Below are 13,019 nucleotides of genomic sequence, written 5' to 3' on the forward strand. Positions count from 1 at the left end.
TCCTGACTCCTGACTCCTGACTCCTGACTCCTGACTCCTGACTCCTGACTCCTAAATTCTTACGTTAATGGAACAATCATCTCTCAAGCTAGTATGGAAATTTGGACTGATCTAGTTCGGATTTTCCCCAACTTTAAAATATACAGTACAAAATTTAGTGCTAGGCGTATGGCACAATACGCCCCTTCTGACCACTACTGTAAAATCTAAAATCTCTCTAGGGTAGGATCTTAATTAATACCAAAACTGTAATGACCAATGAATGGATCAAACCGATTAGCTGACGAATCCTTGCCTTCTCAACCAGCAGAACACTATCACGATCTAAACCACCAACATACAGATCATACTCCTGGTCATACCAATTCCGTTCATCCTCACGTCCATAGTGAAGAATCTTTACGGCGAATTATCAACCGACTATCGCGTATAGAAGGACACGTTCGCGGAATCAAGACAATGGTGCAGCAAAATACCCCCTGTCCTGATGTTTTATTGCAAATTGCCGCCGTCAGAGGCGCTATAGATAAGGTAGCCCGCATTGTTTTAGATGAACATTTAACTGAATGTATTGCTAGAGCTTCAAAAAATGGCAATATTGATGTAGAAATTGAACAACTTAAAGCTGCTTTAGATCGGTTTTTGCCTTAGCAATTACAAAAATCGTAAACATTAAGTATATGCATCTTGCTTAACCATGTGCATAAACAATATACTGCCCTGTATCTAAGTTAAACAAGTAACTAAGCTGTATAAACAAATTTCATTTATACAGCCACAAATCTTTTTACTTGGGCTTCGGAAACATGACGCTAAAAAATTATCAATTTCACTGCTATTTGCAAGGTAATTCCCAAAAACCATTAATTCTTTTTTTACATGGCTTCATGGGTGACATTGAAGAATTTGATGAAGCCAGAAAATTACTAGGGGAAGATTTTTATTATCTCACAATTGACTTACCTGGACATGGTAAAACTCAAGTTTTAGGAGGTGATGAATACTATAAAATGGAACCTACTGCTCAAGCTATAATCAATTTATTGGATAAATTAGAAATAGAAAAATGCTTTTTAGTCGGTTATTCAATGGGAGGAAGATTAGGTTTATACCTTATGCTTCATTTTCCTGAACGTTTTTTTAAAGTTGTCTTAGAATCAGCTTCTCCAGGTTTACAAACAGAATTAGAAAGATTATCCAGAATTAAAAGTGATTCTCAAATTGCCAAAAAAATCACCAGAATGGTCAATAAAAATGAATTAAAGACATTTTTAAACAATTGGTATAGTCAAGCAATTTTTGGTGATATCAAAAATCATCAATTATATGAACAGATGCTAAAAAAAAGGTTAGATAATAATCCTCTAGAACTCGCAAAATCATTGATATTTATGGGAAATGGATATCAAACTTCTTTATGGGAAAAGATTCAAGAAAATAAAATACCTTTGCTTTTGTTAGTTGGAGAATATGATGAAAAATTTATCTCTATTAATACAGCAATGGCTGATAGATGTAAAAATGCCCAACTAAAAATTATTAATCAAGCTGGACATAATATTCATCTAGAAAATACATTGGCATTTGTGAAAACTGTCCAGGCTTTTCTGATTTAGTAAAAATATATTCCCATGAAATTTAAACCAAAACCCAAGTATCACTAGGGTTTGAATCCTGAATCCTCAATTCTGCTGTAATTCTTCTTGCAATAACTTCCGATAAACTTGAGGTAGAAAACGTGTATTAGAATTAGTTTCTATGCCATATCCTAAACTTGTCCAAGTGGGGGAAAGTCGCTTTAAAACTTCATTTAACTTTTTTTGTCTGAGCAGTTGAGAAATATTTGTTCCCCACACTTTTGAATCGTTTAACCAACGGTAAACTACTACATCTTGATACTCTGGTTCAAAACTATAACTAGACCATAACATTAACTGCGTTGGTTTTGGGTGATAGCGAGGCGCAATTTGATACCAGGTGGTATTAATGATTTGATATCTACCCGCAGCAGTGGAACAGTTACCTGTATTTGGTCCTGTGACAATGGTGACACATATTTCAGGATGACGGCTGAGGTCATTTACTTGCTGTCCACCATATAGCAGAGAGTAGGGACGGTTACTATTTGCCTCACTTGTGGAAATAGTTCGCATCAAAGCCCGGATATAAGGATCTCCGTCTTGCATGACTAAGGGAGGTTGTTTGCGCTCAAACACAGGATCTGAAGATGAACGCAAATTTCCACCAATATACCACTGTAATAAATATACAAAGCCGAGCAGTGCCGCTAGGGGGGCAATCAGTTTTTCTACGCCTTTGAGTTCAAAGCCTTTCAGAGTTGGACTCCTTAAAATTCACTTTCTAATCTAAAACAACAATTACCAATGATCTAATTTCGGGAAATTGATCATCTGCTACCTATTTGTCTAAACCAGGACTTACACAACGACTTTCAACCTTATTCTCTATTCCCTGTACTTTGAAATAATTCCTGAAAACTTTTTGGTGTAGCTTCAGGTTTAGCGATAATCTCGATAATTTTATTCCGTGCGGCAGGTTCAAACATGGATTCGATACAAATCTGGGCTACTTTTTGTCGGGGGATACTACCATCAAATAATGTATCAGCGTTTTGCATGACTATGGCATCGGAGTTATCTTCATTTTTCAGTCCTCCAGGTCGCACTATTGTATAGGTAAGTCCACTGTTTTGAATGTATTCCTCGGCTTGTTTTTTCCATACTAAAATCAGCCAAAACAGGTTGAGCGGATGAAAAAACTGGGAAACACACAAAGAGGAAACTAAAATAAAATGTTCTATTTGTTTGGCTTTAGCTACATCTACTAAATTTTTTGTACCTTCAAAATCCACTTTATAGGGGCTTGTGGGGTCAAAACTTGGTTTTGCTCCTGTGGCGCATATTATCACCGTGCTATCACCTAATGCAGCAGTTAGGCTTGCTGGTTGTGATACGTCGCCGACAAATAACTCGACTTCAGCAGACAAGATAGCCTTAGCTTTATCTTTATCCCTTACCAACGCACGAACGGGAATATTCTTGGATACTAGCTCTTGTACTATCCGACGACCTGTTTCACCTGTCGCCCCTGCTACAAATACTTTCATAATTAAGGTTATCCTAGGAAACTAATATGTGTTTGTTCCATTCTTTAGTTTAGTAATTCTATGGAGTTGATGACAGATTCTTGAGGTTTTCGTGAAATTTGTATTTCTGTGCGAAAAAATGTTCCTGAAGTGGGAATGATAAATATAGACAAACTGCCAACTATACAAACATACATTTATCTATGGTTACAAATAAGTGGGATTATCAATCTTTAGATATAAAAGAGTCAGTTTTGCCTATGGGTTCAAGCGTTACAGTCAATGAAACGCCATTAAAAGAGGCTCATGTAGGGCCAAATAAATTTCACAGTCGTCATCAAGACTGTATGGAAATGTATGCTCCTATGGAGCAGGTGGCCAAGTATCTAAATAGTCATTCTTCATGGTTTGTGCGCTGTGCTGAACCCATGAGGGTGGAAGCTTTGGGTGAAAATGGTTATGCTTTGGTGATTGGTAAGTTTGGTTCTTTTGGTTATGAGGTAGAACCGAAAATTGGTTTGGAATTATTGGACCCTGAGGAAGGTAAATACCGTATCCGTACAATTCCCATTCCTGATTATCAAGCACCTGGTTATGATGTGGACTATAATGCTTCAATGCATTTAGTAGAAGGTTTGGAACAGGTGACGCGGGTAGAATGGGAATTAGATTTGATCGTTGAGCTGCACTTTCCCAAATTTATTCAGCGTTTACCACATTCTTTAATTCAATCTACAGGCGATCGCTTACTTAATCAAATTGTTCGCCAAGTCTCCCGTCGCTTAACCCGCAAAGTACAGGAAGATTTTCATCAATCTCTCAATATCCCTTTTCCTGTTAATTCCCAGAAAAAGCGTCATTAGTGATGAGGAACAGGGAACAGGGAATAGGGAATATTTCTTCTATCTCCTGCCTCCTAACCACATATCATCTATGCTTTACTAATGATTCTGAGGATAATTTCTACACCAGAGAAAGCTTGCCAAACAAACAGCCCTAAAAGCCCGAAATTAAGTAAAATATGAGTTGCACGCGCCCAATTTGCCCCTTTTTGCATAAAGGGAGAGAGGGACGCAGAAAAAGCTATTATAGCTGTCATGCCCAAACCAGCTAATAGGTGGGGTCCAACAAATAATTTACCATTATTAATGTAGGTGACAGCCATGCCACCAATTGCACCTGCTACCATCACAGCGAGGAGAATAGAGCCGATTTGGTGGTGCTTAATGGTATATTTACCTTGAATTAGTTCTTTCTTTTCTTCGCCCTTGGCATTTCTGGTACGCTGTACTTGCAGTCCCAAGTAGGCAGCATACAGTGAGAGTGCCAATAAGATCCACATGATGGCTGGATGAAAGAAGTTTAAAGCAAATTTTATGTCTGGAGAAAGTTCAAGACTCATTGTGTTTTCCCAATTATTAAATCTTAATAAAATTTAGCATACCTTTGTTGAGGAGTTAAGAAGGGGCGTATTGCAATACGTCCGTACAGGTGTAAAAAATTCCCTCTTGCAAAAGTGGTGAAATAATCTCAGACTGAAATTGGAGGCTAGATCAATAAATTTGCCGAAGCGGGATTGCATTTATGACTGAAAACAACGAGAACTTGCTGCTCAAGGCTGCGAAAAATGGGGATATTCAGCGGCTGTGTGAAATATTAGCTACGGGTGCTAAAGTGGATGTGTGCGATCGCACTGGCACGACAGCATTAATGTTTGCGGCGAATTTAGGTTATACAGAAATTGTGCGATCGCTCCTAGATTTTGGTGCTAACATCAATCTACCTAGAAAAACCTATGGTTTAACGGCTTTAATGTTGGCAGCGAGTGCTAATAAAATTGATATTGTTAAGCTTCTCATATCTAAAGGTGTAGATGTAAATGCTATTAATGAAGATGGCAGCACAGCTTTAATGGCAGCAGCACTCAAAGGTCATCTGGATGTAGTGCAAGTCTTATTAGCTGCGGGTGCTGATGCAAATATTGCTGATAAAGATGATGATACGGCTTTAAAACTTGCCATTAAGCATGGTTATACAGCAGTTGTCAAAGACATAACACAAAATAGTGATTTTGTCAATAAACCAGATGCAGAAGGTGAAACACCGTTAATGATAGCCGCAGACTTGGGATATTTGGATATAGTGCAAACACTGTTGTCACAAGGGGCTAATCCTAATTTACAAAATCCCGATGGTGGAACTGCGCTTTTAGCTGCATCTGCTGCCGGACATGGTAATATTATCGCAGCTTTATTAGATAAAGGCGCAGAAATAAATCACCAAGATAAAGAAGGTGAAACTGCCCTACATTGTTCTGTTGTTGAAGGCTACATTGATGTAGTGCAACTATTACTTCAACGGGGAGCAGATGTACAAATTAGAAATCATCTTGGTGATACACCATTGCTTCTAGCGGCATTCCAGGGACACAGCGAAATAGTTGGGACTTTACTGCGTGCTGGAGCAGATATGGATAAGAAAAACTTTGGAGAAGTAGCTCTGACACTGGCAGTATCCCAAGGACACATTCAGACAGTGAAGACATTACTTGACCACGGAGCTAATGTCAATATTGTAGCAGATGATGGCAAAACAGCTTTAGTCAAAGCCATAACCAGCAACCATCCAGGAATATTCCAACTGCTGCTGGAACAAGGAGCAGATGTGAATTTTCAGGACTCATTTGGAGCAACACCTTTAATGTGGGCTGCTTCAGAGGGTTATGGACAAGCGGTGCAGATGTTAATTACATCCGGGGCAAATGTGAATTTAAAAAACCAAGGTAATTACACAGCTTTAATGATTGCCGAATTTAATAACTATCGTGTAATTGCTCAGATTTTAAGGCAAGCTGGAGCGCAGGATTGACTAAAAAGCTATCAGCTACTTTCTAGACTCAGCGATGTCTTATTTTAAGTAGCTGGACATAAATTTTATCTTCCTTATTATCCCAAATAGTATCAAGAAAAACCTGATTTGTTTCTATTCTGGTAAAAAATCAGATTTGAGAACTAAATTAGCATCAAAAGGACATTCTACCGGAAAAACAGCTATAGATAAGCCTATTTCTGAAGCGGCTAAATCTCTCGCTTTTTGATAACATTCATTAAACACTTCTAAAAAATAATTCTTTAAACTCAGACTAGCTGCAAAATCATCTTCTAAACGGTTACGATGTTCTTTAATGGTTGTACGCCATCTATTTGTCCGTTTTTCTGGTTGATATTGCCATTTTAACAATAGTAAGTAATTCATTATTTTCTTCTAATTGAAGTTTTAATTTCCTCCCATGTCATTACATCATCTGGATTTGATTGATAATCAGTAATCCGACGATCAAGTTCTTGTTTTTGTGCTGTTGTTAAATCGGGATAAGCCTGTTCTGCTGCTATACTTTCCCAAATCTCTTGTACAATCCGAATTCTATCTGCAATACTCAGGGCTTTGATTTCATTTAAAGTTACACTGATGTCCATGTTAACTGACCTCAATAGGAAGATAAGGCATTCATAATATTTCCTATGATAAGCGATCGCTCTCAGCTTTGAGTTAATTTGATGGTGCGATCGCACTTTTAGTAACCATTTTCTTTCGCCCACAGGCGCAAATACTCTACTCTTTGCTCGTAAAGTTCCCTTTCATGATCAGAAAACTCATCTACATTTGGTTTCGTCATATTCACCCAATTGTCAAATCCCATGCCCAGAATAAATGATTTGTCATTCTCTATCATCTGATTCTGAACTTTTTCCTCTGAGATATTCGGTAAACTTTTAATCCAAATAATTAAATCTTGAACTGTAGAGTCTGAGTCCGCAATTAATTGGATAGATGCAAAAGCATCTTCACCAATAATTTTTTCTAATCTATCTATTTCTAATTCATGCAATCCTCCAAAAACAGGTATATCAATACCGAATTTAGCGGAGTAATCGAAACGAATAACACCTACTGGATACTTAATCAAATGCAAAATAGATAGTATTTTAATTATCTCTTCATAGGTATCTACCCATTTATTAAAACCTTTTTGCTCAAAAGTTTGTTTATTGGATTTGAGAAGTCCAATGGTATTTGAGAATTTGTGTCCATGTGAGTGAACATAATCGTGAAGGTATTTGAGATCCAGCATCCGCTTCTTGATATTATGCTTGTGCTGATAAGTAGTAAAGTTGGGATGTTGTTCAAGTTTTCGCCAAACCTTGTCAAAATAAGGTGTAGGTGTGTCGTCCTGTGATTGAAGCCAGTTTTGGATAACTTCATGACCATCATCGTTCAAATTCCAATACACAGATAAAAGACCTAACTCGAAGCTACTACGCAAAGAGGTCATTGCCTGTTTATAGAAACCCAGTAGACAGAGATTATATGAAACCTGAATTTCTTCCCATGAATCATGCCAAGGGAAAAAATGTCCAGAAAACATATTTTCTGTGGTCATAGGAATAACTTTGCCAAGACTGTGGTATGTCCATGCTAATTCTGATAATTTATGGGCTATTTCTGGATGTTCTTCAAGATACTGCTTTGACTGCTCATATACTTCAAGACTGGCATCAAAAGTAAATGTAAAGGGAAGCATAGTGTCTAATACTCGAATAGTTGCGATCTATTTTTTAAAAGTTAGTTCAAATACTGCATATTGCTCTACCAAATAATACCCGCCAATATCCGATTATAACTAAATTAATCTAAAATAACAAAAAATAGCAAAACCAAGGCTATTCTATGGCAACACCAATAATTGAAACAACGACTCAAACCCTCTACGATCAAGATTATTACCTGTGGCTAAGAACAACCATTAACCAACTTCGCACAGGACAATTTTCTGCTGTTGATTTAGAGAATTTATTAGAAGAATTAGAAACTTTAGGTAGAAGTCAAAAATGAACAATTCAAAATTTATTAATTCATCTTCTTATCCATCTACTAAAAATCGAATATTGGGATAGTGAAAGAGAACGTAATCAAGGATATTGGCAAGGGGAAATTAGAACATTTCGCAGACAAATTAAAAAATTTCTCAAAGATAGTCCTAGTTTGAAGCCTTACATATTAGAAATATTTGATGAATGTTATCAAGATGCAAGAAAAGAAGCATCCGATCGCTCTCAACTTTCTATTGACAGATTTCCTTTTATACCCATTGGTTCTTTAGAACAAATTTTAGATGAAAACTGGTTTCCCGAATTACTCAATGATTATGGTAAAGCCGACTAAAATAGATACTTAACTCACCCTTCCTCAAGGAGTATCTAGCGGTGCAGCCAGATTTAGTAGGTCTAGAAATTAGTAAAGGGGAATTGAGGCGTTTAACAGGCTTTGATACTGAAGACGTTTTTAGACCCTCAATTATGGCAGATAAGGAAAAGCGGATGGGCTTTTTCTTCAATGAAGGTTTAGTTGCTTTAGCACTTACACCGATTATTGTCGGCTTTATTTATGCTTTTATAATTTTGCCAACTGTGAGATCTTCCACTAAATTAGGCGTTATTTTACTGATTATTGTACCTGTTGGGGTAGTTGTGGGGCGATCGCTCTGGCGAAAAAAAACCTGTCCCCATGCACTGACAATACTCCTAGACGAAGTTGATAAATATCACACCGTAGTCCAAGCTATTGATATTAATGATCAACTCGCCACCTCTGGCAATTCTCAAAGTAACATTAACGACCGAGAACAAGTAATATCTGCACTCCAACTAATTCGAGAAGATTTAGTCCGCGCCTTAAAAAGTGAACGGATTTTGCGGGATAATAAAAAGCTGTTTGCTAATAACCAAGATTTATTAATCAATAACTTAGCCAATCTGCAAACCTTAGAAGTTAGTAATCAAGCTGGTGAATACGCACGACTCCTAAATCAATCATTGCAAATTGCGTTAGAAGTGGAAGCAGAACTCAGAAAATTACAGAAAGTCTAATTTAAATTTCCTCAAAAAACAAATGAATAACAAACCCAAAATAATCGTTTTAGATGATGATCCCACAGGTTCCCAAACCGTCCACAGTTGCTTATTATTGATGCACTGGGATGTGGAAACTCTCCGGTTGGGACTAAAAGACGATGCTCCCATCTTCTTCATTTTAACTAATACTCGTTCCCTGACTCCCGAATCAGCCGCATCTGTGACTAGAGAAGTTTGTCAAAATCTCAAACTCGCACTAGCAGCGGAGGGAATAGACGATTTTCTCGTGGTGAGTCGTTCTGACTCCACCTTACGCGGTCATTATCCCATAGAAACCGATGTCATCGCCGCAGAACTCGGTCCTTTTGATGCTCATTTTCTCGTCCCAGCATTTTTTGTTGGTGAAACCTCTCTCACAGAAGGTGGACGTATCACCCGCGATAGCATCCATTATCTAATTATTGATGGTGTTCCTACTCCAGTCCATGAAACAGAATTTGCCCGTGATTCGGTCTTTAGTTATAATTACAGCTATCTTCCCAAGTATGTAGAAGAAAAAACCAAAGGACGTATTCCAGAAAATACTGTCACCAGATTTTTATTGGCAGATATTCGTGCTGGTAGTTTAGAACGCTTACTACAACTGCATAATAATCAGTGTGCTGTGGTAGATGGTGAAATCCAAGCGGATCTCAACGCCTTTGCTGTCGATATATTAACAGCCGCAAGTCAAGGAAAACGCTTTCTATTTCGTTCTGCTGCCAGCATTTTAACAGCATTAGCTGCCCTGCCTCCCCAACCCATCGCCGCCGAAAATATGGCAGAATATGTGCGTGGTGGTAAACCCGGTGCAGTAATTGTTGGTTCCCATGTGAAAAAAACAACTCAGCAATTAGCATCGCTATTGCAAGTTGAGGGAACGGTGGGAATCGAAGTTCCAGTGGGGAGATTACTTGATAATGGAGTGAATGAATCAGCTAAACTGCTAACGGAGATTCTCGTCAGTGTCCAAGCAGCACATAACGCTGATAAAACACCTGTCGTTTATACTAGTCGTCAGGAATTGACTTTTAAAGATGTCAAAACCAGGTTAGATTTTGGAGTCAAAGTTTCGAGATTACTGATGGATGTTGTCCAAGGTTTACCATCTGATATAGGATTTTTAATCAGTAAAGGTGGCATTACCTCAAACGATGTCTTGAGTACTGGATTGGCTTTAACTTCAGCCAGATTACTTGGTCAAATTTTAGCAGGTTGTTCAATGGTGTTGACTCCATCTGACCATCCCCAATTTCCTAACTTGCCAGTTGTTCTATTTCCCGGTAATGTCGGTAATGCTGATGCCTTGGCTACAAGTTATCAAAGATTGACTGCAAAAGGAATTGGGAATTAGTATACTGCAAACGGGTGAAACTTGGACTTATGTCATACTGACCGTAACGTAGTGCAGGGAAGTATCTCGGAGATTCTAGAGCCTACGGCACGCTACGCGTTAGCAAAGCTCCACGACGTGGCACACTTCGTACCCTACGGGAAGCAAGCTACAGAATGACACTTTTCAACCGTTTTTAGTATAAAGATGGAAAAATAGAGAGATAGGGAGAATCAATAATTAAGTCTGACAAATCACCAATTACCAATTACCAATGAGTTCTGATTCTACTAACTCCCTCGAAAATTTGGAACCGGAGTCAAATTCTACTCTTTCTGATGTGGAATTAATCTCTAAACAAGCCGATTTAGAGGAAAAAATAGCCAAAAATACCGAGATAGAGGCAGATATTACTGTTGATGATGGAGATAGTAATTCTATTATCCCCAATGGAGAGGTAAATTCTGTTGTTAACTATTTACAAGCTAATTCAGCAGCAAATGTAGATTCTGATTCTGAAGCGAAGATCATTGAAGAATCTAATTCTGAGTTGACTGATTTGGACAGCAATGAGTTAGGATTACCAGAACCAAAGTTTAACAATCATATCCAAGTCCAGTTAACAACTGAGGAAGGAAGACTGTTATTAATTTTGCCAACTGAATCTCAAGTACCTGCTTCAGAAGTTAGTTGGTCAGAAATTTGGCAACAAATGAGACAGCGGCTAAATGGTGGAGATCGTTTGCGGACACCGAATACCGCAGTACATCTAGTAGCAAAAGACCGCTTATTAGATACTAGACAACTGCAAGAACTAGCGGAAACTTTAAATGAAGTCAAACTTCAGCTAAAATCTGTAGCTACTAGTCGGAGGCAAACAGCGATCGCAGCTTGTACTTTAGGTTATTCTGTAGAACAAATAGAGTTACAACCATCCTTTGCTACCAATCCCCAAATTACCTCCAAACCTCAAGCAGATGCCCTCTATTTAGAAATGACAGTCCGTTCTGGTGGAGAAATTCGTCATCCTGGTACAGTCATCATTTTGGGGGATATTAATCCCGGTGGCATTGTCATCGCCGATGGGGATATTCTAGTTTGGGGTCGTTTGAGAGGTGTTGCTCATGCTGGTGCGGGGGGTAATCGTGATTGTCTGATTATGTCTTTGCAAATGGAACCAACCCAATTGCGGATTGCAGATGCTGTGGCTAGAGCGCCGGAGAAATCACCGACACAATTTTTTGCAGAAGTAGCACATATCACACCCGAAGGAATTCGCATCGTCAAAGCTACTGATTTTTCTCGCAGTCAGTTAAGTAAAGTTAATCAGAACCTCTAAATATTTAGTATTATTTGCTGAACCCTATTTCGAGCGCATCGCTATTATGACTCGCATTATTGTAATTACCTCCGGGAAAGGAGGAGTAGGTAAAACCACAGTTTCCGCCAATCTGGGTATGGCTTTAGCCAAAATCGGCCGCCAAGTTGCCTTGGTTGATGCGGATTTTGGGCTGAGAAATTTAGATTTGCTATTAGGACTAGAAAACCGAATTGTCTACACAGCCGTAGAAGTTCTGGCTAGAGAGTGTCGGCTAGAACAGGCTTTGGTTAAAGATAAGCGACAGCCAAATCTTGTACTTTTGCCAGCTGCCCAAAATCGCGGCAAAGATTCAGTCACTCCTGAGCAAATGAAGCTGCTAGTAAATGCACTGGCGCAAAAATACCAATATGTCGTGATTGATAGCCCTGCCGGGATTGAGATGGGCTTTAAAAATGCGATCGCACCAGCCAAAGAAGCCCTCATTGTCACCACTCCCGAAATTTCCGCCGTTCGTGACGCTGACAGAGTAGTGGGGCTATTAGAAGCACAAGGTGTCAAAAAGATACATTTAATAATTAACCGTATCAGACCTGCAATGGTACAAGCAAATGATATGATGTCTGTGCAGGATGTGCAGGAACTTCTCGCCATCCCTTTAATTGGGGTAATCCCTGACGACGAGCGAGTTATTGTTTCTACTAACCGTGGTGAACCTTTAGTACTATCAGACACACCCTCCTTAGCTGCCGCAGCCTTTGAAAACATTGCTCGTAGGTTGGAAGGGCAAACTGTCGAATTCCTTGAGCTTGACTCATCCAACGACAACATCTTTTCGCGATTGCGGAAGTTGTTATGGACAAAGATCGTTTAACTCATTTCCCAGTCTTCGCCTTAGACCTAGCCGCAATGATTCTTGAACTTTTAGAAAAACTTTTTGTTCGCACACCTGATAACAGTCGCAATCAAGTTAAGCGTCGTTTACAACTAGTGATAGCCCACGACCGCGCTGACTTAGACCCCCAAACCTTGGAAAAAATGCGCCAAGAAATTATGGAAATAGTCTGTCGCTATGTAGAAATTGAGACGGACGGTTTGGAATTTTCCCTAGAAAGCAATCAGCGCACAACAGCATTGATTGCCAATCTACCTATCCGCAGAGTCAAAGATAATACGACTGAGTTAGAAAGTACCGAGTAGCGAGTACCGAGTAGTGAGTGCTGAGTAGTGAGTGCTGAGTAGTGAGTTGTATTTATCCCCTGCCCCCTGCCCCCTGCTCCCTGCCCCCTGCCTCCTTCACCTTCACTTGCT

At 39.0% G+C, this 13,019-nt stretch carries 15 protein-coding genes and 1 pseudogene; 10 read left to right on the plus strand and 6 right to left on the minus strand.

From position 1 onward, the window contains the following. Window positions 1–258 precede the first annotated feature (258 nt). Complete coding sequence (locus tag VB713_RS27445; RefSeq protein WP_323314649.1) at window positions 259–651, plus strand: metal-sensitive transcriptional regulator; 393 nt, start codon at window positions 259–261, stop codon at window positions 649–651. Between the two features lie 155 nt (window positions 652–806). Then, window positions 807–1,616 (plus strand): 2-succinyl-6-hydroxy-2,4-cyclohexadiene-1-carboxylate synthase, encoded by an 810-nt coding sequence (menH, locus tag VB713_RS27450; RefSeq protein ID WP_323314650.1) that lies wholly within the window; start codon window positions 807–809, stop codon window positions 1,614–1,616. 66 nt (window positions 1,617–1,682) lie between these two features. Here menH and VB713_RS27455 read toward each other — a convergent pair whose 3' ends face one another. Then, complete coding sequence (locus VB713_RS27455) at window positions 1,683–2,354, minus strand: glycoside hydrolase family protein (RefSeq protein WP_323314662.1); 672 nt, start codon at window positions 2,352–2,354, stop codon at window positions 1,683–1,685. A gap of 104 nt (window positions 2,355–2,458) precedes the next feature. Further along, complete coding sequence (locus VB713_RS27460) at window positions 2,459–3,127, minus strand: SDR family oxidoreductase (RefSeq protein WP_323314651.1); 669 nt, start codon at window positions 3,125–3,127, stop codon at window positions 2,459–2,461. Between the two features lie 182 nt (window positions 3,128–3,309). Between VB713_RS27460 and VB713_RS27465 the strand changes: the two genes are divergently transcribed. Next, the gene (locus tag VB713_RS27465; RefSeq protein WP_323314652.1) at window positions 3,310–3,969 is read left to right on the plus strand and encodes a DUF1997 domain-containing protein; all 660 of its coding nucleotides are present in this window, start codon (window positions 3,310–3,312) and stop codon (window positions 3,967–3,969) included. Window positions 3,970–4,037: 68 nt separating this feature from the next. On the opposite strand, the gene VB713_RS27470 is transcribed toward VB713_RS27465, so the two are convergent. Further along, window positions 4,038–4,508, minus strand: coding sequence for a DUF4079 domain-containing protein (locus tag VB713_RS27470; protein ID WP_323314653.1), 471 nt, complete (start codon window positions 4,506–4,508; stop codon window positions 4,038–4,040). A 182-nt stretch (window positions 4,509–4,690) separates the two neighbouring features. On the opposite strand from VB713_RS27470, the gene VB713_RS27475 reads away from it, so the two are divergent. Next, window positions 4,691–5,974 carry an ankyrin repeat domain-containing protein gene (locus VB713_RS27475; protein WP_323314654.1) on the plus strand — a complete coding sequence of 428 codons (1,284 nt, stop codon included), beginning with the start codon at window positions 4,691–4,693 and terminating at the stop codon, window positions 5,972–5,974. A 114-nt stretch (window positions 5,975–6,088) separates the two neighbouring features. Here VB713_RS27475 and VB713_RS27480 read toward each other — a convergent pair whose 3' ends face one another. From VB713_RS27480 to VB713_RS27490, 3 genes are read right to left on the minus strand one after another with little or no spacing between them, the layout of a single operon-like run. Continuing rightward, complete coding sequence (locus tag VB713_RS27480) at window positions 6,089–6,361, minus strand: DUF29 domain-containing protein (RefSeq protein WP_323314655.1); 273 nt, start codon at window positions 6,359–6,361, stop codon at window positions 6,089–6,091. After that, on the minus strand, window positions 6,361–6,705 hold the full coding sequence (locus VB713_RS27485) for an addiction module protein (protein WP_323314656.1): 345 nt from the start codon (window positions 6,703–6,705) through the stop codon (window positions 6,361–6,363). Before VB713_RS27485 ends, VB713_RS27480 begins: the two co-directional genes overlap by 1 nt. After that, complete coding sequence (locus VB713_RS27490) at window positions 6,681–7,688, minus strand: hypothetical protein (RefSeq protein WP_323314657.1); 1,008 nt, start codon at window positions 7,686–7,688, stop codon at window positions 6,681–6,683. Before VB713_RS27490 ends, VB713_RS27485 begins: the two co-directional genes overlap by 25 nt. 146 nt (window positions 7,689–7,834) lie before the next feature. On the opposite strand from VB713_RS27490, the pseudogene VB713_RS27495 reads away from it, so the two are divergent. The 6 genes and pseudogenes from VB713_RS27495 (at window position 7,835) to minE (ending at window position 12,908) form a co-directional block, all read left to right on the plus strand. Further along, window positions 7,835–8,329 (plus strand): annotated as a pseudogene (locus VB713_RS27495) (DUF29 domain-containing protein). A 41-nt stretch (window positions 8,330–8,370) separates the two neighbouring features. Continuing rightward, window positions 8,371–9,033, plus strand: a complete 663-nt coding sequence (locus tag VB713_RS27500) for a hypothetical protein (RefSeq protein WP_323314658.1) — start codon at window positions 8,371–8,373, stop codon at window positions 9,031–9,033. 22 nt (window positions 9,034–9,055) lie between these two features. Then, window positions 9,056–10,411, plus strand: coding sequence for a four-carbon acid sugar kinase family protein (locus tag VB713_RS27505; protein ID WP_323314659.1), 1,356 nt, complete (start codon window positions 9,056–9,058; stop codon window positions 10,409–10,411). A 253-nt stretch (window positions 10,412–10,664) separates the two neighbouring features. Then, a complete protein-coding gene (minC, locus tag VB713_RS27510) occupies window positions 10,665–11,729 on the plus strand; it encodes a septum site-determining protein MinC (RefSeq protein WP_323314660.1) in 1,065 nt (354 codons plus the stop codon). Between the two features lie 46 nt (window positions 11,730–11,775). Continuing rightward, entirely contained in the window at window positions 11,776–12,582 is an 807-nt protein-coding gene (minD, locus tag VB713_RS27515) for a septum site-determining protein MinD (RefSeq protein ID WP_323314661.1), read from the plus strand. A 35-nt stretch (window positions 12,583–12,617) separates the two neighbouring features. Next, window positions 12,618–12,908: a cell division topological specificity factor MinE gene (minE, locus tag VB713_RS27520; RefSeq protein ID WP_323314663.1), complete on the plus strand. Its 291-nt coding sequence runs from the start codon at window positions 12,618–12,620 to the stop codon at window positions 12,906–12,908. The last annotated feature ends 111 nt before the right edge of the window (window positions 12,909–13,019 follow it).

The sequence above is a fragment of the Anabaena cylindrica UHCC 0172 genome (genome assembly GCF_034931625.1).
GTDB classification, from domain to species: domain Bacteria; phylum Cyanobacteriota; class Cyanobacteriia; order Cyanobacteriales; family Nostocaceae; genus Anabaena; species Anabaena cylindrica_A.

Bases quoted from the DNA above. Each gene is read 5' to 3' on its own strand.
- VB713_RS27445 (WP_323314649.1), top strand. From the start codon at position 259: ATGAATGGATCAAACCGATTAGCTGACGAATCCTTGCCTTCTCAACCA.
- menH (WP_323314650.1), top strand. From the start codon at position 807: ATGACGCTAAAAAATTATCAATTTCACTGCTATTTGCAAGGTAATTCC.
- VB713_RS27460 (WP_323314651.1), bottom strand. From the start codon at position 3,127: ATGAAAGTATTTGTAGCAGGGGCGACAGGTGAAACAGGTCGTCGGATA.
- VB713_RS27465 (WP_323314652.1), top strand. From the start codon at position 3,310: ATGGTTACAAATAAGTGGGATTATCAATCTTTAGATATAAAAGAGTCA.
- VB713_RS27470 (WP_323314653.1), bottom strand. From the start codon at position 4,508: ATGAGTCTTGAACTTTCTCCAGACATAAAATTTGCTTTAAACTTCTTT.
- VB713_RS27475 (WP_323314654.1), top strand. From the start codon at position 4,691: ATGACTGAAAACAACGAGAACTTGCTGCTCAAGGCTGCGAAAAATGGG.
- VB713_RS27480 (WP_323314655.1), bottom strand. From the start codon at position 6,361: ATGAATTACTTACTATTGTTAAAATGGCAATATCAACCAGAAAAACGG.
- VB713_RS27490 (WP_323314657.1), bottom strand. From the start codon at position 7,688: ATGCTTCCCTTTACATTTACTTTTGATGCCAGTCTTGAAGTATATGAG.
- VB713_RS27505 (WP_323314659.1), top strand. From the start codon at position 9,056: ATGAATAACAAACCCAAAATAATCGTTTTAGATGATGATCCCACAGGT.
- minC (WP_323314660.1), top strand. From the start codon at position 10,665: ATGAGTTCTGATTCTACTAACTCCCTCGAAAATTTGGAACCGGAGTCA.
- minD (WP_323314661.1), top strand. From the start codon at position 11,776: ATGACTCGCATTATTGTAATTACCTCCGGGAAAGGAGGAGTAGGTAAA.
- minE (WP_323314663.1), top strand. From the start codon at position 12,618: ATGATTCTTGAACTTTTAGAAAAACTTTTTGTTCGCACACCTGATAAC.